At 59.4% G+C, this 19,685-nt stretch carries 19 protein-coding genes; 11 read left to right on the top strand and 8 right to left on the bottom strand.

The window, feature by feature from the left end; all coding sequences use genetic code 11:
- Nucleotides 1-106: 106 nt before the first annotated feature.
- The 5 genes from gatB to WDZ78_RS07095 all read left to right on the top strand — a co-directional run bounded on the left by gatB (nt 107) and on the right by WDZ78_RS07095 (nt 3,861).
- Complete coding sequence (gatB, locus tag WDZ78_RS07115) at nt 107-1,612, top strand: Asp-tRNA(Asn)/Glu-tRNA(Gln) amidotransferase subunit GatB (protein WP_425672651.1); 1,506 nt, start codon at nt 107-109, stop codon at nt 1,610-1,612.
- A 206-nt stretch (nt 1,613-1,818) separates the two neighbouring features.
- Complete coding sequence (locus WDZ78_RS07110) at nt 1,819-2,316, top strand: GNAT family N-acetyltransferase (RefSeq protein ID WP_020012372.1); 498 nt, start codon at nt 1,819-1,821, stop codon at nt 2,314-2,316.
- Nucleotides 2,313-2,786 carry a GNAT family N-acetyltransferase gene (locus WDZ78_RS07105; RefSeq protein WP_020012373.1) on the top strand — a complete coding sequence of 158 codons (474 nt, stop codon included), beginning with the start codon at nt 2,313-2,315 and terminating at the stop codon, nt 2,784-2,786. The genes WDZ78_RS07110 and WDZ78_RS07105 overlap by 4 nt, the downstream gene beginning before the upstream one ends.
- Before the next feature lie 109 nt (nt 2,787-2,895).
- Nucleotides 2,896-3,294 (top strand): NADH:ubiquinone oxidoreductase subunit NDUFA12, encoded by a 399-nt coding sequence (locus tag WDZ78_RS07100; protein ID WP_020012374.1) that lies wholly within the window; start codon nt 2,896-2,898, stop codon nt 3,292-3,294.
- Between the two features lie 129 nt (nt 3,295-3,423).
- Nucleotides 3,424-3,861: a DUF2155 domain-containing protein gene (locus WDZ78_RS07095; protein WP_026364075.1), complete on the top strand. Its 438-nt coding sequence runs from the start codon at nt 3,424-3,426 to the stop codon at nt 3,859-3,861.
- A gap of 17 nt (nt 3,862-3,878) precedes the next feature.
- Here the strand turns inward: WDZ78_RS07095 and WDZ78_RS07090 are convergent, their stop codons facing one another.
- The 6 genes from WDZ78_RS07090 to WDZ78_RS07065 form a co-directional block, all read right to left on the bottom strand.
- The gene (locus WDZ78_RS07090) at nt 3,879-4,322 is read right to left on the bottom strand and encodes a hypothetical protein (protein ID WP_026364076.1); all 444 of its coding nucleotides are present in this window, start codon (nt 4,320-4,322) and stop codon (nt 3,879-3,881) included.
- Nucleotides 4,323-4,400: 78 nt separating this feature from the next.
- On the bottom strand, nt 4,401-5,045 hold the full coding sequence (gene aat / locus WDZ78_RS07085) for a leucyl/phenylalanyl-tRNA--protein transferase (RefSeq protein WP_020012376.1): 645 nt from the start codon (nt 5,043-5,045) through the stop codon (nt 4,401-4,403).
- 6 nt (nt 5,046-5,051) lie between these two features.
- Nucleotides 5,052-6,398 carry an acetyl-CoA carboxylase biotin carboxylase subunit gene (gene accC / locus WDZ78_RS07080; RefSeq protein WP_003502491.1) on the bottom strand — a complete coding sequence of 449 codons (1,347 nt, stop codon included), beginning with the start codon at nt 6,396-6,398 and terminating at the stop codon, nt 5,052-5,054.
- 12 nt (nt 6,399-6,410) lie between these two features.
- Nucleotides 6,411-6,899, bottom strand: a complete 489-nt coding sequence (gene accB / locus WDZ78_RS07075; protein ID WP_020012377.1) for an acetyl-CoA carboxylase biotin carboxyl carrier protein — start codon at nt 6,897-6,899, stop codon at nt 6,411-6,413.
- 25 nt (nt 6,900-6,924) lie between these two features.
- Nucleotides 6,925-7,362: a type II 3-dehydroquinate dehydratase gene (aroQ, locus tag WDZ78_RS07070; protein WP_020012378.1), complete on the bottom strand. Its 438-nt coding sequence runs from the start codon at nt 7,360-7,362 to the stop codon at nt 6,925-6,927.
- A 125-nt stretch (nt 7,363-7,487) separates the two neighbouring features.
- Entirely contained in the window at nt 7,488-8,255 is a 768-nt protein-coding gene (locus WDZ78_RS07065) for a DsbA family protein (protein WP_026364077.1), read from the bottom strand.
- A gap of 174 nt (nt 8,256-8,429) precedes the next feature.
- Between WDZ78_RS07065 and WDZ78_RS07060 the strand changes: the two genes are divergently transcribed.
- Complete coding sequence (locus tag WDZ78_RS07060; protein WP_026364078.1) at nt 8,430-9,587, top strand: pyridoxal phosphate-dependent aminotransferase; 1,158 nt, start codon at nt 8,430-8,432, stop codon at nt 9,585-9,587.
- A gap of 24 nt (nt 9,588-9,611) precedes the next feature.
- Here WDZ78_RS07060 and WDZ78_RS07055 read toward each other — a convergent pair whose 3' ends face one another.
- Nucleotides 9,612-10,295, bottom strand: coding sequence for an ArsR/SmtB family transcription factor (locus WDZ78_RS07055; protein ID WP_425672650.1), 684 nt, complete (start codon nt 10,293-10,295; stop codon nt 9,612-9,614).
- Between the two features lie 74 nt (nt 10,296-10,369).
- Between WDZ78_RS07055 and WDZ78_RS07050 the strand changes: the two genes are divergently transcribed.
- From WDZ78_RS07050 to WDZ78_RS07040, 3 genes are all read left to right on the top strand, one after another.
- On the top strand, nt 10,370-10,696 hold the full coding sequence (locus WDZ78_RS07050) for an NIPSNAP family protein (protein ID WP_020012382.1): 327 nt from the start codon (nt 10,370-10,372) through the stop codon (nt 10,694-10,696).
- Nucleotides 10,693-11,058, top strand: coding sequence for an antibiotic biosynthesis monooxygenase family protein (locus tag WDZ78_RS07045; protein WP_425672649.1), 366 nt, complete (start codon nt 10,693-10,695; stop codon nt 11,056-11,058). Before WDZ78_RS07050 ends, WDZ78_RS07045 begins: the two co-directional genes overlap by 4 nt.
- Nucleotides 11,059-11,175: 117 nt before the next feature.
- Entirely contained in the window at nt 11,176-11,880 is a 705-nt protein-coding gene (locus tag WDZ78_RS07040; RefSeq protein WP_425672648.1) for an SDR family oxidoreductase, read from the top strand.
- Nucleotides 11,881-12,109: 229 nt separating this feature from the next.
- Here the strand turns inward: WDZ78_RS07040 and WDZ78_RS07035 are convergent, their stop codons facing one another.
- Entirely contained in the window at nt 12,110-15,001 is a 2,892-nt protein-coding gene (locus WDZ78_RS07035; protein ID WP_425672647.1) for an Rne/Rng family ribonuclease, read from the bottom strand.
- 645 nt (nt 15,002-15,646) lie between these two features.
- Here WDZ78_RS07035 and WDZ78_RS07030 point away from each other — a divergent pair.
- Nucleotides 15,647-16,906, top strand: coding sequence for an N-acetylmuramoyl-L-alanine amidase (locus tag WDZ78_RS07030; protein WP_003502504.1), 1,260 nt, complete (start codon nt 15,647-15,649; stop codon nt 16,904-16,906).
- A gap of 327 nt (nt 16,907-17,233) precedes the next feature.
- On the top strand, nt 17,234-19,681 hold the full coding sequence (locus tag WDZ78_RS07025) for a penicillin-binding protein 1A (RefSeq protein WP_112355711.1): 2,448 nt from the start codon (nt 17,234-17,236) through the stop codon (nt 19,679-19,681).
- Nucleotides 19,682-19,685 lie beyond the last annotated feature (4 nt).

The raw sequence follows: 19,685 nt of genomic DNA, 5'->3' as shown, positions 1-19,685 counted from the left end.
TGGCTAAAATCCCGGACCTGGCGTGACAGGGTGCAAGATGTCTTGCGCCCGCGCTCCATTTGTTCTACCCACCAAGGCCAAAGAACCCGTATATCGTGAGCTTCAGATGACCCTTGTAGACGTGCGCACCCCCGACTCGAAACGCTTCATTCCCGGCGCCACCGGCGATTGGGAAATCGTGATCGGCATGGAGGTGCATGCGCAGGTTCTCTCCAATTCCAAGCTGTTTTCCGGTGCATCGACCACCTTCGGCAATGCGCCAAACTCCAACGTGTCGCTGGTGGATGCCGCCATGCCCGGCATGTTGCCCGTCATCAACGAGGAATGCGTCAAGCAGGCGGTGCGTACCGGTCTCGGCCTGAAGGCGAAGATCAACAACCGTTCGATCTTCGACCGTAAGAACTACTTCTATCCGGACCTGCCGCAGGGCTACCAGATTTCGCAGTTCAAGGACCCGATCGTCGGTGAGGGCACCATCACCATTTCGCTCGGTCCCGACCGTCAGGGCAATTTCGAGGATATCGAGATCGGCATCGAGCGCCTGCATCTGGAACAGGACGCCGGCAAGTCGATGCACGACCAGCACCCGACCATGTCCTTCGTGGACCTGAACCGTTCGGGCGTGGCGCTGATGGAAATCGTTTCCAAGCCGGATATGCGCTCATCGGACGAAGCGAAAGCCTATCTGACGAAGCTGCGCTCGATCGTGCGTTATCTCGGCACCTGCGACGGCAACATGGATGAAGGCTCGATGCGCGCCGACGTCAACGTTTCCGTGCGCCGTCCGGGCGAAGGTTTCGGCACGCGCTGTGAAATCAAGAACGTCAACTCCATCCGTTTCGTTGGTCAGGCCATCGAATATGAGGCGCGTCGCCAGGTCGCCATTCTGGAAGATGGCGGCGTCATCGATCAGGAAACCCGCCTGTTCGATCCCGGCAAGGGCGAGACGCGTTCCATGCGCTCCAAGGAAGACGCGCATGACTATCGCTATTTCCCCGATCCGGACCTTCTGCCGCTCGAATTCGACGATGCTTTCGTCGAAGCGCTGAAGGTCGATCTGCCGGAACTGCCCGACGACAAGAAGGCACGTTTCGTGGCCGATCTCGGCCTGTCGGTCTATGACGCCTCGATCCTCGTTTCGGAAAAGGCGATCGCCGATTATTACGAGGCCGTCGCCGCCGGCCGCGATGCGAAGGCCGCCGCCAACTGGGTCATCAACGATCTTCTCGGTGCGCTGAACAAATCAGGCAAGGATATCGAGACGACGCCGGTTTCGCCGGAACAGCTCGGTGGCATCATCGATCTCATCAAGTCTGAGACCATTTCGGGCAAGATCGCCAAGGACCTGTTCGAGATCGTCTGGAACGAGTGCGGCAACCCGGCCGAAATCGTCGAGGCGCGCGGCATGAAACAGGTGACGGATACCGGCGCCATCGAAAAGGCCGTGGACGAGATTATCACCGCCAACCCGGATCAGGTCGAGAAGGTGAAGGCAAAGCCGACGCTTGCCGGCTGGTTCGTCGGCCAGGTCATGAAAGCGACGGGCGGCAAGGCCAACCCGCAGGCGGTGCAGGCGCTGGTGAAGGCTAAGCTCGGTATCGAGGAAGAGTAAGCGGACGCTGCCTCGTGCTCATAGGTATCGAGGTAGAAAGCTCTCATCCGTCATCCTCGGGCTTGTCCCGAGGATCTAACGACCCACAAGGTCCAACGTGCTCAGATCCTCGGGACAGGCCCGAGGATGACGTCGGGTACGAGGGACTGACATCACTTCTGCCGGGATCAACGCCCGGCATTTCTGTTTCAAGACGGAGCCCAAACATGTTTTTCATCCGCACGGCAAGTCTGCGGGACATCGAGCCGGTCCGCACCTTGCTCGCCACCACATGGCACGCGACCTATGATGCGATCTATGGCGTCGACAAGGTGAACCAGCTGATCCTCGCATGGCATTCGCCGCAAGCCATGAAAGACCGTATCGAGAAAAAGGGCGGCGAATTTCTGGTGGCTGATGACGGCAGGCGGATTGGCGGCATGGCCTATGGCTCCATGTCCACCAAGATGGCGAAGACGGCCCTGCTGCACCAGCTTTACGTCGCGCCCGACCTTCAGCGCCAGGGCGTCGGCCGCGATCTTTTCGCCGAACTGGAAACCTGTTTTCCGGATGCGGAAATCATGCGGCTTGAAGTCGAGCCTAAAAATACTGTCGCAATCGCCTTTTATGAAGGCGTCGGGTTTGTCGAGGTAGACCGAATCGAGCGCATGGCGGGCATCGAGGGTCTGCCCGGCATCGTTATGGAAAAGAGCCTGACCCGATGAATGCGACATTGCAGAATCTCATTATCCGCACGGCGCGCGAAGATGACCTTCCCGCCCTTGCCGCCATTTTTGCCGCCGACGAGATTGGCGGCCATGGCGATACGGCGGAAGAATCGGCGCAGCCGGATTATCTTGCAGCCTTCCGCGCCATTGAAGCATCGCCGAGCGAAACGCTCTATGTGGCGGAACTGGATGGCGAGGTCGTCGGCACCTTCCAGACGGCGATCCTGACCAAGCTCGTCGGGCGAGGGGCAAAGTCCATGGTGATCGAGGCGGTGCAGACGCGCGCCGACATGCGCGGTCGCGGTATCGGCGCGGTGATGATCAATCATTGTCTGGAAGAAGCCCGCCGTCAGGGCCTCAACGCCGCGCAACTGACGTCCAACATGGCCCGGCTGGACGCGCACCGCTTCTACGAGCGGCTGGGTTTCGAGAAGCGGCATTTGGGCTTCAGGATGAAGCTGAAATAGCACGGATATATCTCGAAATGCTGGACAATTGCCGTGAGGGGCGGCATAAGCATGTCTTGTGCCGTGCACGGAAAATCGCTGCGGCGCATTCAAGCCCGAGGAACGCATAATGAAGACTCTCCTGACGCAAATCTTCACCTGGTGGAATGGCCAGACGATCGGAACGCGGTTTCACACCTGGCGTTTCGGCAAGAAGGTCGGGCAGGACGAGTTGGGCAACACCTATTACGAAGGCGGCACCACCTCCTGGGGAATGCCGCGCCGGTGGGTGATCTATAATGGTTATGCCGAAGCTTCCGCCATTCCGCCCGGCTGGCATGGCTGGATGCATTACCGCACCGACGTGCCGCCAAGCCAGGAAAACTACGTTGCGCGCGAGTGGCAGAAGCCGCATCAGCCGAATCTGACCGGTTCGTCAAAAGCCTATCGCCCGCAGGGATCGCTGGCGGTAGCAGGCGAGCGGCCGCGTGTGACCGGCGACTACGACGCCTGGACCCCTGGCAACTAAGCTTTTGTGATGCGCGGTGTTGTGCAAAACACCGCGCTTGCATCTGGCCTCACCGGTTTTTGCCACATTCCGCCCTTAGGCGTTGATCCGGTCGGCATCGCGACACAGGCAAATTTTGGAGACCACTATATGAGGAAAATCACGCGGGATCGTTCTTTGCGTGCGCTGACAGTGTCGCTGTTTGCGGCGGTCTCTGCTGTTCTCCTCGTATCGCCCGTCTCCGCCGCCCGTCTGGAAAACCGCGTCGCCGTGTTTTCCGGCATCGACAAGATCACCGGCCGCATCACTTCCTTCGATGTCTATATCGACGAGACTGTGCAGTTCGGCGCGCTTCAGGTGACGCCGAAGGTCTGTTATTCCCGCGACCAGACGGAAACCCAGAAGATCGATGCCTTTATCGAGGTCGATGAGATCACGCTCGACCGCAAGATCAAGCGGATTTTCACGGGCTGGATGTTCGCCGACAGCCCCGGCCTCAATGCCGTGGAACACCCGATTTACGACGTGTGGCTGACAGGCTGCAAGCAGGACTCGGAAGTTCCTGCTCCCTCTACGGCAAGCAAATAATTAACCTGCGATCGCGCCTATTTCTGGCGTCTGAGCTTCTCGGCCAAATCTGCCAGGGCTTTGCTTTTGCTTTCCAGTTGTTCGATCATTTCCTCCCGCGTCAGTTCGGGCTCGATCACGATCGGAACGGTGAACCTGCTGGGTAGATCGCTGGCGGGAGGTGAGGGGAATTTGATTTCAGAAAATGCCCGCTTCACGGCTGTTCTTGTCTGGTAGGTACTATCCCTTATGTTTTTGACCTGAACAGCCTGTATCTTTCCCGTCGGGTCAACGCGGAAAGTAACAAGGATTACCTGCTTCTTGTTCGTCCGCACGACCTTGAGTTCTGGTCGGCCGGTTACGCCCGTCAAGGCTCGCGAAATTTCGCTTCGCCAGGCCGCCTGCGGGTTCGGGCGCTGTTCGGCAGCGGTGACATTCACAGCCAGCGTCAACATCGATAACAAGGCCGCAATCCAGCGCATGATAATCCCCGGTGAACCAAATATCATGATCAGATAAGTTATGTTTTTGGGGGTTGCAAGCAAGATCTCAGGTTGTTTTCAGTGTGGATTTTCTTGCGCAGGCAAATTTTCGAAGGGCACATCCGGCCTGTCGACAGCCGCTTCCAGTATCGTCGCATATTCCGACTTTGGAATATCGATTGCCCCGAATGTCTTTAAATGCTCGGTCGTAAATTGCGTGTCGAGCAGCGTAAATCCCTGCTGCCGCAACCGCTCCACCAGATGTACGAGGCATATTTTCGATGCATTGGTGCGGCGGGAAAACATGCTCTCGCCGAAGAAGGCGGCGCCAAGCGAGACGCCGTAAAGCCCGCCGACAAGCTCTTCGCCCTCCCATGCCTCGACACTGTGCGCATGGCCGATCTGGTGCAACTCGGTATAGAGCCGGCGGATGGTGGCGTTGATCCAGGTGCTTGGTCTGTCGGGCGCTTCCGCCGCGCATCCGGCCATGACAGCTTCGAAGGCAGTGTTGAAGCGTATCTCGAACGGCTTCCTGCGCATCGCCTTGGCGAGGCTTTTGGAAATATGGAAGGAGGTGAGGGGGATGATACCCCTAATCTCCGGCTCGACCCAGAAGAGCTCGGGATCGTCAGCCGAATCGGCCATGGGAAACAGGCCGGCGGAATAGGCGCGCAGCAGAATATCGACCGTTATGCCGTTGTTTCTGCTGCGACGCCCAACCATGGCGTCTTAGTGAGACGCGTCACCGGCCAGGTATTTCTCCAGCCAGTGAATGTCGTAATCGCCCTTCAGGATATCCTCGTTTTCGAGGAGGTCCTGGAAAAGCGGCAGCGTGGTCTTGATGCCGTCGACGACGAACTCGTCCAGCGCCCGACGCAGACGGCGGATGCACTCGTCACGGTCGCGGCCGTGAACGATCAGCTTGCCGATCATGCTGTCGTAATAGGGCGGGATCTTGTAGCCCTGATAGGCGCCCGAATCGACGCGCACGCCAAGACCGCCCGGCGTATGGAAATAGGTCAGCGTGCCCGGCGAGGGAACGAAGGTGCGCGGGTCTTCGGCGTTGATACGGCATTCGATGGCATGGCCATGGAATTCGATATCAGCCTGCGTGACCGACAGACCCTGGCCCGAAGCGACCCTGATCTGTTCCTGCACGAGATCCATACCGGTGATCGCTTCCGTGACCGGATGCTCCACCTGAAGACGGGTGTTCATTTCGATGAAATAGAACTCGCCGTTTTCATAAAGGAACTCGATGGTGCCTGCACCGCGATATTTCAGCTTGCGCATGGCGTCGGCGCAGATTTCGCCGATCTTCATACGCTGTTCGACGGTCAAAGCCGGCGAATTGGCTTCTTCCAGCACCTTCTGGTGACGGCGCTGCAACGAGCAATCGCGTTCGCCAAGGTGAACGGCATTGCCTTCGCCATCGCCGAAAACCTGCACTTCGATATGGCGCGGCTTGCCGAGATATTTTTCCATGTAGACGGCGTCGTTGCCGAAGGCTGCTGCCGCTTCGGAACGGGCGGTCGCAACCGCCTCTTCCAGATCGGCCTCGGTCTTCGCCACCTTCATGCCGCGACCACCGCCGCCCGCCGTCGCCTTGATGAGAACAGGGAAGCCGATCGTGCGGGCGATTTCGAGCGCGTTTTCGGGCTTCACTTCGCCATCCGAGCCGGGAACGACGGGAATGCCGAGTTCCTGCGCGGTCTGCTTGGCGGTGATCTTGTCGCCCATGATGCGGATATGTTCGGCGGTCGGTCCGATGAAGGTGATGCCGTGTGCGTCGAGAATATCGGCGAACTTGGCGTTTTCCGACAGGAAGCCGTAACCGGGGTGAACGGCGTCCGCACCTGTTATTTCGCAGGCCGCAACGATCTGGTGGATGTTGAGGTAGCTGTCACGCGATGGCGGCGGGCCGATGCAGACACTTTCGTCGGCAAGGCGCACATGCATGGCGTCCGCGTCGGCCGTGGAATGGACGGCTACCGTTGGAATGCCGAGCTCTTTCGCGGCGCGCAGGACGCGTAGCGCGATCTCGCCGCGGTTGGCTATGAGGATCTTCGAAACCATGCTGAACCGCCTTTATTCGATGACCACGAGGGCTTCGCCATACTCCACGGGCTGAGCGTCGTTGACGACGATTTCCACGACCTTGCCGGACTTGGGAGCCGGGATCTGGTTCATGGTCTTCATGGCTTCGACGATGAGAATGGTCTGGCCTTCCTTGACGGTCGCGCCCACTTCGATGAAGGGACGTGCGCCGGGGGCAGGCGAAAGATAGACCGTGCCGACCATCGGCGAGGACACGGTGTTGGCCGGGTTACGGGCCGGTGCTGCGGCCGCAGCCGGAGCAGCAGGTGCGGCGATTGCCGGCGCGGCGGCCGGGGCAGGTGCCGGCGCATAAGCGGCAGGCGCTGCAGCATAGACCGTGGCGGGAGCGGGAGCGGCGCGGGAAACGCGGATGCGCAGGTCTTCCTGCTCCACTTCGATTTCCGAAAGGTCGGTATCGTTGAGGATATTCGCGAGCTCGCGGATCAGTTCCTTGTCGATACCCTGTTTCTTTTCAGACATGACAAACCCTATTCTTTGTTTCTTTTTATGCCGTGATGTTTTTCAGCGCGTGAAGCGCCATGATATATCCATATGGTCCGAAACCGCAGACCATGCCCTTCGCCGCGGGTGATACCATCGATTTGTGACGGAACTCTTCCCTGGCGTGGATGTTGGAAATGTGCACTTCCACGACGGGCGTGGAAATCGCGCGAATGGCGTCATGCAACGCGATCGAGGTGTGGCTGTAGGCGCCGGGATTGATGACGACGCCCGCCGCCCGCTCGCCCGCCTCATGCAACCAGTCCACCAGCACGCCTTCGTGGTTGGACTGGCGGAATTCCACTGCGAAACCGAGATCGGCACCGGCTTGGAGACAATCATTCTCGATGTCCTTCAGCGTCTTGCCACCATAGATACCCGGTTCCCTTTTTCCCAGCATGTTGAGATTGGGGCCGTTGATGACGATGATGATGTTGCTCATTCACGTTTCCATAAGAAAATCAGCGACACCTATAGACTGCGCAGACGTCAAGGAAAAGCCCCCGCAAGCCGTAAACCGCCCGCTCGGCGGGCATCTCACAGGGAATGCAGTGGCTTTTTTAGCAATCAGGAGCAGGTGGCTTTTCCACAGCTGCGCATATTGGCGATTTTTTCCTTCAGCGGGTCGGCGCCGACCGCACCGAAAACGGCCTCGTCGCCGACGATATAGGACGGCGTTCCGGTGATGCCGAGGCTGGTTGCCAGCTTGTAGGTCTCCTGCACCTGCTCGTCATTGGGGTTTTCCGCCATCGATTTGCGGATGTCGGCTTCCTTGAGGCCGAGCGAAGTCGCGACTTCCATGGCGCTGTCCTCATTCGCCCGTCCTCTGCCACCGAGCAGGGTGCGCTGGAATTCGGGGTACTTTGCCGGCGCAAGCAGTTTGACGGCGTTGGAAACACGGTGTGCGGCAACCGATTCCGGGCCGAGGATCGGAAACTCCTTGAGGACGACGCGTATCTTCTTGTCGCCCTTCAGGATTTTATCCATGTCAGCCATGGCGCGTTTGCAATAACCGCAATTGTAATCGAAGAACTCGACCAGCGTGACGTCGCCATCCGGATTGCCGAGCGCCAGATCGAATTTCGATTCGAAGATGGCCTTCTTGTTGTCAGCGACGGCTTCCGCCGCCTTGGCGTTGCGCGCCGCATATTGCTTGCGTTCAAGCGCATCCTGAACCTCGAGCATGATTTCCGGGTTCTCGATCAGATATTGCTTGATGAACTCGCCCATTTCCTTCTTCTGCTGCTCGTCGAGAGCATGCGCGGGCAGGGAGGCGAATACCGTCGAAAGGGCCGTCACGCTGGCGAGAAGGGTGGAACGGAGAAAATGCGCCATATCGGTCCTCATTCTGTGCGGCCGAAGCCTCTTGAAATCTTATGAAGGCAATTACCTTACTTTAAGCCAAATGCCATACGGCAAAAATACTTGTCCGCATTATGATCGCATGATTGTGAAGATTGTGATTCTGCGGCAAGTCTTGCGAAATACGGTTCAGGAAAGAGCATGCCCTTGATCACGATGTCGAAGCGGAGCGCAGTCGAGCCCTTTCACGCCATGGATATTCTGGCGGAAGCGAACAGGCGCAGGCAGGCGGGACGCCCCGTCATTTCCATGGCGGTCGGCCAGCCCTCCCATCCCGCGCCGAAAGCCTCGCTCGAAGCTGCTGAAGCCGCGCTGAAACACGGGCGGATCGGTTATACCGATGCGCTCGGCCTGCGCGAGCTGCGTGAGGCGATCGCTGGCCATTACCGGCTGCGTCACCAGGTCGCCATCGATCCGGGCCGCATCGCGGTGACCACCGGTTCGTCTGCTGCCTTCAATCTCGCCTTCCTCAGCCTTTTCGATGCCGGAGACCATGTCGCCATCGCGAGGCCCGGTTATCCGGCCTATCGCAATATTCTGAAGGCTCTCGGCCTCAATGTCGTGGAAGTGCCGGTCACGGCCGAAACCGGTTATACGCTGACGCCGGCAAGCCTGGAGCGCGCGGAAACAAGAGCCGGCTGCAAGCTGAAGGGCGTGTTGCTGGCAAGCCCGGCCAATCCGACCGGCACCGTCACCGGCCGCGAGGCGCTGAAGCGGCTGGCGGGCTATTGCGAAAGCCGTGATATGGCTTTTATTTCCGACGAAATCTATCACGGCCTGACCTTCGTCGGCGAAGAGACGAGCGCGCTCGAAATCACCGACAATGCCGTGATCATCAATTCCTTCTCCAAATATTATTGCATGACCGGCTGGCGCATTGGCTGGATGGTGCTGCCGGAAAATCTCGTCCGTCCGGTCGAGTGTCTGGCCCAGAGCCTTTATATTTCCGCGCCGGAACTTTCGCAGCTTGCGGCGACCGCGGCCTTTTCTGCGGCGGAGGAACTGGATGTCTACAGGGAGAGTTATCGCACCAACCGCGATTTCCTGATGGCGCGCCTGCCGGAAATCGGCCTGCCGCTGGCATCGCCCATGGACGGCGCTTTTTACGCCTATGTCGATACAAGCCGCTTTTCCAACGACAGTATGGATTTCGCCAGGCGCATGCTGGCCGAAATCGATGTGGCGACGACGCCAGGCATGGATTTTGATCCCGAGGAAGGTCATCGCGCCCTGCGCATTTCCTACGCGGGTTCCGTGTCTGACATTGCCGAGGCCGTTGGACGTATTGCCGGCTGGCTGAAATAAAGCCGGATCATCTGCTCGTGGTGCTCAGGCGGGCGTGCAGCTGAAGGTGCTGTTGAAAGCCTTTTCGCCCTTTGTCGTGAAGGTCAGCACCCTGCCGTTTCCGCGCCGCAGCCAATCGCGCTGCTGCATGGCGTCGAGAAGTGACGCGCCAAGCCCGCCGCCGAGATGATGGCGGCGTTCACTCCAGTCGAGGCAATGCAGACAGACCGGGCGTCGCGCCTTTTCGAGCGGCGAAAGATCAATGCCGAAGCTCGAGAAGAAGTCGCGTCCGCTATCCGTAAGGGCAGGATCATCACCTAACGTCACGAACCCCTTCGCGGTAATGGCGGCAAGCAGCGACACGCCGCTTTCTCCGGCCAGATGGTCGTAACAGATGCGCGCTTCACGCAGAGCCTTGTCCTTCGGTCCGGTGCGGACGCGGATTGCCCCTGTGCGCTGGGCAAGGCCCATAAGTGCTTCCAGAACCTGTGCAACATCCTCGTCTGACAGACGGAAGTAACGATGCCGCCCCTGTTTTTCCGCCTTCAACAATTGTGCTTCTGAGAGTTTGGATAAGTGCCCGCTCGCGGTCTGCAGGGTCACGCCAGCGGCTTCCGCAAGCTCGCTTGCGGTGAGCGCGCGCCCATCCATCAGCGCCGTCAGGATATTGGCGCGGGCAGGGTCGCCGATCAGGGCGGCGACGTTGGCGATGAGAGGTCCGTCTTTCATACTTCGATGATAACCGAAGCATTGATGCGAAGCAATGGCGTAAAAAGATGCGGCAGAACACAAGGAGAGTGACGATGCTGACCTGCTTCATCCGCTACGAGATCGACCCCTTCAAGGTCGATGCCTTTGAACGATATGCCCGCAACTGGGGTGAGGCGATACCACGCTGCGGCGCCGATCTCATCGGTTATTACGCGCCGAAGGAGGGATCGAGCACGGTTGCCTATGGTGTTTACAACATCGAAAACCTCGCCGCCTACGAAGCCTACAGGGCGCGTCTTGCCGCCGATCCGGCCGGGCGGGAAAATTATGAATTCGCCCGGCGCGAGCAGTTCATCCGCCGCGAGGACCGGCTGTTTCTCCGTCTCGCTTCCGCCCCACATGCCGGAGGCGGGCAATGATCGCCGTCATCTTCGAGGTCTGGCCGGCCGACGGCGAAAAACAGCATTATCTCGATATTGCCGCCGGCCTGCGGGCAGAACTCGAAACCATCGATGGGTTCCTCTCCGTCGAACGGTTCCAGAGCATCAGCAATCCGCAAAAGATGCTGTCCTTGTCGTTTTTCCGGGATGAGGAGGCGGTGAAAGCGTGGCGCAATACCCCGCCGCATCGCATTGCGCAGTCGCTGGGCCGGTCCGGTGTTTTTTCCGATTATCGCCTGCGCATCGCGCATGTGATGCGCGACTACGGCTTGCAGGACAGGGAGGAGGCGCCAGCCGACAGCCGTGGAGCGCATCCGGCAGAAGGAAGTGTGTCAGGCTGACATTTCCAGCATCAGTTTTTCTGCACGCCGCTCCAAGTCTTTCTGGTTCGAACTCGTCTTTGAAACCCGTTATAGATGGGGCAGTTTATGGATGCAGGCCTGGAAATGGAGAAAACGATGTCGGCAGAAAAAGTGGCGATTGTAACGGCGGGCGGCAGCGGCATGGGCGCGGCTGTGGCAAAACGCCTGGCCGCGGACGGTTACAAACTGGCGATCCTGTCATCCTCTGGCAAGGGAGAGGCGCTGGCAAAGGAACTGGGCGGCATCGGGGTCACCGGTTCCAACCAGTCCAATGACGATCTCCAGCGGCTGGCGGATAGGACACTCGAAACATTCGGCCGCATCGACGTGCTGGTGAACAGCGCCGGGCATGGCCCGCGCGCCTCCATTCTCGATATTACCGACGAGCAATGGCACACGGGCCTCGATGTCTATCTGATGAACGTCATCCGCCCGACGCGTATCATCGCCCCCGTCATGGTGAAGCAGAAGGTGGGCGCGATCGTCAACATCTCGACGGCCTGGGCTTTTGAACCGAGCAGCATGTTTCCGACATCCGCCGTGTTCCGCGCCGGCCTTGCCTCCTACACCAAGATATTTGCCGATACCTACGCGGCCGACAATGTGCGCATGAACAATGTGCTACCCGGCTGGATTGACAGCCTGCCGGCCACGGAAGAACGCCGAGAGGCCGTGCCGATGCAACGTTACGGCAAGAGCGAGGAAATCGCCGCCACCGTGGCATTCCTCGCTTCGGAAGGGGCGGGGTATATTACCGGCCAGAATATCCGGGTTGATGGTGGCCTGACGCGGTCTGTTTGACGCATGAGCCTTCCCAACCCCCATCCCTGTGCCTGTGACAAGGATCGCCGACCCAAGTGCTTGGACTGAAAGGACTCTCCCGCCACGTGGACGCGCGTTGACTGGATTCCTGTGACAAGCACAGGAATGAGGAAATGCCAGCGGCTCAAGAAAACGCCGGTTCTTTGCATCAACAAAACAAAACGCCCGCAACGATGTTGCGGGCGTTTTTCATTCAGTCTTTCTTCTCTCAGAAGAAGCCTTTGCGCTGCCACCAGCCGCCCTTGCGCGGCTTCGGCTCGTCGCCATCGGGGTTCGGCGAAGACGAGGTCACGACCGGCTCCGAACTGGAGACATTGCTGCCCCGGTTGGCTCGGACTTTTTCCTCTGTGGCCGGTGCTTCCGCTTCCGGAGCCAGATCGGCCGAAGCCTCACCTGCTTCTTCAACCGCGACCTCGGCGACTGTTTCCTCGACGATTACCGGCTCCACCGTTTCAACGGCTTCAGCCTTCGGCGCTTCCTCGGTTTCAGTCTTGACCTTCGCCTTGCGGGTGCGGCGTGGCTTCTTCGGCACTTCCTCTTCCGCAACCTCGGCAACCACACCTTCCACCGCTGCGGCGGCGGTCGGTTCTTCGGTTACGGATGCTTCTACGGAAACCTCTTCGCTTTCGCTCTCACCTTCAGCTTCCGAGCCGGCAGCATCAAGAGCTTCGTCTTCCGCACGGTTGCGGCGTCCACCGCGCTTGCCGCGACGGCGGCGCTTACGCTTGCCATCCTCTTCGGAAGTCAGTGCTTCCGCCGCACCGTTTTCGTTTTCAGCATCGCCCTCATCGGTTTCGACGCCATCGTCGTCACCTTCGGCATCATCGCCTTCCGCATCGCCGGACTGGGCGTCGAGCGCACCGTTCTGGTCGCCCTGGCCACCCTTGCCGCGACGGCGACGACGACGCTTGCGCTTGCGCTTGCCTTCTTCACTATTGTCGCCCTGTGGTTGCTGCTGGCGTGGCTCGGAGGTCTGGGCCTTGACGATTTCTTCCTCGTCTTCGTCCTCTTCCACCTCGGCGACGAAATCGTCTTCCTCTTCCACGAAGCTCGGCAGCATCTGGATGAGGCTTTCGATCTTCACGGGGTTTTCGACGGCTTCACCACGGTCGATGGCGAAGTGCTGCGCACCGACGCCGGCGTCGGCAGCGATGATGATGGACACGCCGAAGCGGCCTTCATAATCAACGATGGTGCCGCGCTTGTGGTTGAGCAGGTAAAGCGCCGTTTCCGGCGTGCAGCGCACGGTGATGTTGTGGGTGGTGTTGCGCAGCAGATATTCCTCGACACCGCGCAGAACATGCAGGGCGATGGAGGATTCCGAGCGGACATGACCCGTGCCGCCGCAATGCTGGCAGACCTGCGTGGTCGATTCCAGCACCGAAGCGCGGATGCGCTGGCGCGACATTTCCAGAAGGCCGAAATGCGAGATGCGGCCGACCTGGATGCGGGCGCGGTCGTTCTTCAGGCAATCCTTGAGCTTCTTCTCGACGGCGCGGTTGTTGCGCTTCTCTTCCATGTCGATGAAGTCGATGACGACAAGACCGGCAAGGTCGCGCAGGCGCAGCTGGCGCGCCACTTCTTCCGCGGCTTCGAGGTTGGTCGTCAGCGCGGTTTCCTCAATGGAATGCTCGCGCGTCGAACGGCCGGAGTTGACGTCGATGGAAACCAGCGCTTCCGTCTGGTTGATGATGAGGTAACCGCCCGATTTCAGCGTGACCTGCGGCTGCAGCATCCGGTCGAGCTGGGCTTCGATACCGGAGCGCGAGAAGATCGGGTGAATGTCGCGGTAAGGCTGAACCACCTTGGCGTGGCTCGGCATCAGCATCTTCATGAAGTCTTTGGCTTCACGATAGCCTTCTTCGCCCGAAACGATGATCTCGCCTATATCCTTGTTGTAAAGGTCGCGGATCGAACGCTTGATGAGCGAGCCTTCCTCATAAACGAGGCAGGGGGCCGTGGAGTTCAGCGTCAGCGTGCGGACGTTTTCCCACAGGCGCATCAGATATTCGAAGTCGCGCTTGATTTCGACGCGGGTGCGGTTGGCGCCTGCGGTACGCAGAATGACGCCCATGCCCTGCGGAACCTCCAGATCGCGCGCGATTTCCTTCAGGCGCTTGCGGTCGGTCGGCTGGGTGATCTTGCGGGAAATACCACCGCCGCGCGCCGTGTTCGGCATCAGCACGGAATAACGACCGGCAAGCGACAGATAGGTGGTGAGTGCGGCACCCTTGTTGCCGCGTTCTTCCTTGGCCACCTGCACCAGAAGGATCTGACGGCGCTTGATGACTTCCTGAATGCGATACTGCTTGCGCGGCTTGCGGGCGACGCGGTCCGGAACTTCTTCCATGGCGTCTTCGGCGCCGACGGATTCGATCACTTCCTTTTCGTGATGATCGTCATCATCGTCGTCATCATCGTCATTGCCACGACGAAGACCCTCGACTTCCTCGGAAATCGTGTCGGTGTCGACCATGGCGGCCATTTCGCCACCGGTGCTGCCGTCGTCTTCGGAGGAGGCTTCGGCGGCCGCTGCGGCTTCTTCTTCGGCGGTCTTCTTCTTCGCGCGGGGGCGGCGGGTGCGCTTCTTCGGCTTTTCTTCCTCGGCGGGCGCTTCCACGGCTACGGCCTCGACGGCGGTTTCCTCGGAAACCTCTTCCGAGACAGGCGCAGTCTCTTCCACGACGACCGTTTCAGTGGTTTCGTTGGCGGAAACAATGCCGACATCCGGCTGATCCACCTGCGAAAGGTCGATCATGGGGGCGCCGGGCTCGGGTGCATCAGCGGATTCGAAGTCGTCGCTGCGGCGATGATCCTCGGCTTCCGCCTTCAGGAGAGCCTGACGGTCGGCAAGCGGGATCTGGTAATAATCCGGATGGATTTCCGCGAAAGCGAGAAAGCCGTGACGGTTTCCACCGTAATCGACGAAGGCCGCCTGAAGGGAGGGCTCAACGCGAGTGACCTTGGCAAGATAGATATTGCCGCGGATCTGTTTTTTGTGCTCCGATTCGAAATCGAATTCTTCGATCCGGTTCCCACGGACAACGACTACGCGTGTCTCCTCTTCGTGGGAGGCGTCGATAAGCATTTTGTCTGCCATGTAAGCTGTGCTCCTCGGCGCAGCCTTGTTTTATACGAGAACAGGCCCGCCACACGGACGAGCCTTTCATATGAGTGCAAGGATGTGCCGGAAATGAAGTCTCCAGCCGGGCCTCTGTAAACTGGCAGCATCCGGACCGACGGCGAGGCATTTGGCCTGCTCCTGGTATCCGGTTCATGTGAAAACTGCTGCGACATCATTGGCCAGGCGGAACGACAATAATATATAGACCCCTTGGGATCCGATGAATTTGCTCTCCTCAGAGCAGCGGTGGCAGCGCCACCGGGTAGGTCTCCGGCCACGGCCGGAATTGATCCAGTTTCAGGATAAATGTAACGACGGCAGATGATTGCCCGTTTTGCAGCGCCAGCGTCTTTTCCGATTGGCAGCCGGCGGGCATCTATCCCGTCAACACTTTTAACCCTCATCCGTGTTGTATGTTTTCTCTGTCATAATAGCAATAGGCTGGCTAAATATGCCATATTATTGGTGGAATTTCCGGGTTAACAATTGGTTCACCAAGGCCTGCGATTGTGGGGCGCAGACGCGCAAACTATCGTACGGCGTGGTTGAAACGGTACTGTTGTCGGCGTTTTTCCGCGCCGTTTATCGAAAATGACTGACATACGGAATTTCTTGAGGACCATGGATTTCACGCGCAACGCAGCGATATCAGGCGGGGCAGGGCGGCTTGGCGCGCGAATCGCGCGGGCTTTGGCGGCTCTGGCATTTTCTGTCGCCGCCTCTGTTTCCGTCGTGCCGGCAGCCCATGCCGTGGAGCCGCTCGTCGCCCATCAGGCACGTATCATCGGTGATGAGGCGCGCACGCGCATCGTTCTCGATTTTGCGGAAGAGCCGGAATTCGACGTTCACTATCTCGATTCGCCCGCGCGCATCGTCGTGGACTTCCCCGCAGTGAATTTCGCTTTCCCCACATCCGACCTCAAGCCAACTGGTCTTTTCTCGGACATCCGCTTCGGCACCATGGGCCAGAACAGCGCCCGCATCGTGCTGACGGCGAAAAAGCCGGTTCAGGTGACTGTTGCCGAAACGAAGAAGGCTGACGACGGGCAATCTTTCCGTTTCGTGCTTGATGCCGAGATCACCACCAAGGGCAAGTTCGCAGAACTGGTGAAGGATCAGCAATGGCAGGCGCCGGCCCCGGTGACGACTGCCGCGATCACGCCTGACGACAAGACATCGCGCCCTGCGGAATTTGTCATCGCGGTCGATGCCGGTCATGGCGGCATCGATGCCGGCGCTACCGGCGGCACGACGGGCACCGAGGAAAAGGTCATCACTCTGACCTTTGCGAAGGAACTCGCGGAGCGGTTGAACCGCGAACCCGGCATCAAGGCGTTTCTGACGCGCGATTCCGATACATTCCTTGCCCTGTCCGAACGGGTGACGATTGCCCGCCAGAACAATGCCAATCTCTTTATATCGCTGCACGCGGATACATTGAAGCAAAAGGGCATTCGCGGTGCGACCGTTTATACATTGTCAGACCGGGCGTCGGACCGGCAGGCGCAGGAACTGGCGGAGCGCGAAAACAAGTCCGACCAGATTGCGGGTGTCGCGGCCTCCAGCGAGCCGCCTGAGGTCGCCGATATTCTTCTCGATTTCACCCGCCGCGAAACCCAGGCCTTTTCGGTGACGCTCGCCGAAAACATCGTTTCCTCCTTCGAGGGGCAGGTAGGTCTCATCAACAATCCGCATCGTTACGCCGGTTTCATGGTGCTGCGTGCCCATGACGTGCCGTCTGTGCTGCTGGAACTCGGTTTCCTCTCCAATGCGGAAGATGAAAAGCTGCTTCTCGATGGGGAATGGCGCAAGAAGGTGGCCGATACGCTGGCAACGGCCGTCGGTCGATACCGCGCCAAGGCCATGGCGAACGGCGGCTGAGAAGGGAACCAGCGGAGCGACGATGCTGTTGCCTCCCTGCCATTGACCGCCGAAAAGCTGTTCAATTCTTGGGTCTTGCGGACGATTGCGGAGGCGAAGCCCTATTTTACTCACATTCGCCGCGTTACTCGAAGCGCGGATTCGGTGGCGATCCGCAAGCGTCCGCAACGCGATTGCGGGCCTGCCGCCCGGTAACATATCAGCGAATGCTGCCGTATCCGGCTTGTCATCGAAGGTATGGTGTGCAAAACGGCACGCGATATGCAAGGATGCGCCCGTAAATCGTCGGGCGTTGATGGTTACGATTCGAATTATCGGTAGCTTGGTATGATCAGACTGATTGGATATTTTTTCGGCTTGGCCAGCGTGCTCTTCCTGTGCGCCGCCGTCGTCGGTGCGATTTATTTGCACGGCGTGACGAAGGACCTGCCGGATTACGCAGTTCTGAGCACCTATGAGCCGCCGGTAACGACCCGTGTGCATGCCGGCAACGGTGCGCTGATGGCGGAATACGCCCATGAAAAGCGCCTGTTCCTGCCGATCCAGGCCATTCCCGACCGCGTGAAGGCCGCTTTCCTGTCCGCCGAAGACAAGAATTTCTACAACCACCCGGGTGTCGACATCTTCGGTCTCGGCCGCGCCATTCTCGTCAATCTCCAGAATGTCGGCTCCGGTCGCCGTCCGGTCGGCGCATCCACCATCACCCAGCAGGTGGCGAAGAACTTCCTTCTGACCAACGACCAGACCATTGACCGCAAGCTCAAGGAAGCCATTCTCTCCTTCCGCATCGAGCAGACCTATTCCAAGGACAAGATTCTTGAACTCTATCTCAACGAGATCTTTTTCGGCCTGAATTCCTACGGCATCGCCGGTGCGGCGCTTACCTATTTCAACAAGTCTGTAACGGAACTGACGATTGCTGAGACCGCTTATCTCGCATCGCTGCCGAAGGGACCGAACAACTATCATCCCATCCGCCGTGAAAAGGCTGCGCTCGAGCGCCGCGACTGGGTGATCGACCGTATGGCCGAAAACGGCTACATCACCGTCGCCGACGCCACTGATGCGAAGAAGCAGCCGCTCGGCGTCAACCTGCGCCGCGGTGGCGCGCATATTTTCGCGTCCGATTATTTCGCCGAGGAAGTCCGCCGCCAGATCGTCGAGAAATATGGCGAGGAAGCGCTTCTTGAGGGCGGGCTCTCGGTTCGTACCTCTTTCGATCCGCAAATCCAGATGGAGGCGCGCAAGGCGCTTCAGGACGGGCTTGTGCAATATGACGAGCGCCGCGGCTTCCGCGGACCGGTGGAAAAGATCGAGACGGCCGGCGACTGGACGGCGGCGCTGGCCAAGGTCAAGGGTCTCCGGGACGTTCCGGAGTGGAAAGTCGCGGTCGTGCTCGCGGTTGCCAACGATGGCGTCGATATCGGCGTGCAGGCCGATCCCGATGCGGAAGATGGCGACAAGCGCACGCGCGGCCATATCTCCGCTGAAAACATGCGCTGGGCTTTCCGTGATGCAAGCGGCAAAAGAGCAACCGCCAAGTCGCCGGTCGGTGTCCTGACCGCGGGTGACGTCGTTTATGCACAGCCGCTTTCCGGCTCCGGCAACGAATATCGCCTGCGCCAGCCGCCAAAAGTGCAGGGCGGCATGGTGGTGATGGACCCGCATACCGGCCGTGTTCTGGCCATGGTCGGCGGCTTCTCCTACGCGCAGTCGGAATTCAACCGCTCGACGCAGGCCATGCGCCAGCCCGGCTCCTCCTTCAAGCCGTTCATCTATGCGGCCGCGCTCGACAACGGCTATACGCCCGCATCGGTCATTCTCGACGCGCCGATCGAGGTGGTATCTGGCAATCAGGTCTGGAAGCCGCAGAATTACGGCGGGGGTTCCGCCGGTCCTTCGACCCTGCGTCTCGGTATTGAAAAATCCCGTAACCTCATGACCGTGCGTCTGGCGCAGGACATGGGCATGAATCTGGTCGCGGAATATGCCGAGCGCTTCGGCATCTATGACAAGATGCCGCCGCTTCTGTCCATGTCTCTGGGTTCGGGCGAAACGACAGTCATGCGCATGGTTTCTGCCTATTCGGTCATCGCCAATGGCGGCAAGCAGATCAAGCCGACACTGATCGACCGTATTCAGGACCGTTACGGCAAGACGATCTTCCGCCACGAGGAACGCGCCTGCGAAGGCTGTAACGCGACCAGCTGGCAGAACCAGGACGAGCCTGTCATCGTCGACAATCGCGAACAGGTTCTCGATCCGATGACCGCATACCAGACGACGTCGATGCTTGAAGGCGTCGTGCAGCGCGGCACGGCGGCGGGCAAGATCAAGGTCGATCTGCCGGTTGCCGGCAAGACGGGCACCACCAACGATGAAAAGGACGCCTGGTTCGTCGGTTACACACCGGACATGGTTGCCGGCCTCTATATCGGTTTCGATTCGCCCGCACCTCTCGGTCGCGGCGGCACCGGTGGCTCTCTGTCTGCTCCGATCTTCGGTGAATTCATCGCTGATGCGGCCAAGCACATGGAGCCGAGCAAGTTCATCGTGCCTGCTGGCATGAACTTCGTCGCCGTCAACCGCAAGACCGGCATGGCGGCGGTTGAGGGCGAGCCGGACACCATCATGGAAGCCTTCAAGCCGGGCACGGGTCCCGCTTCCACCTTCTCTGTCATCGGCGATGACGGATACATGTCGCAGGAAGACATTCTGAAGACCTCGCCGCAGGCGCAGCAGGCCATCACCGGCGGTGGCGGCGGTCTTTATTGACATC

Source organism: Agrobacterium sp. M50-1 (assembly GCF_049843495.1).
Classification (GTDB): Bacteria; Pseudomonadota; Alphaproteobacteria; order Rhizobiales; family Rhizobiaceae; genus Agrobacterium; species Agrobacterium radiobacter.
The sequence above is the reverse complement of the archived record's forward strand: the minus strand, read 5'-3'. Positions and strand labels throughout refer to the sequence as shown.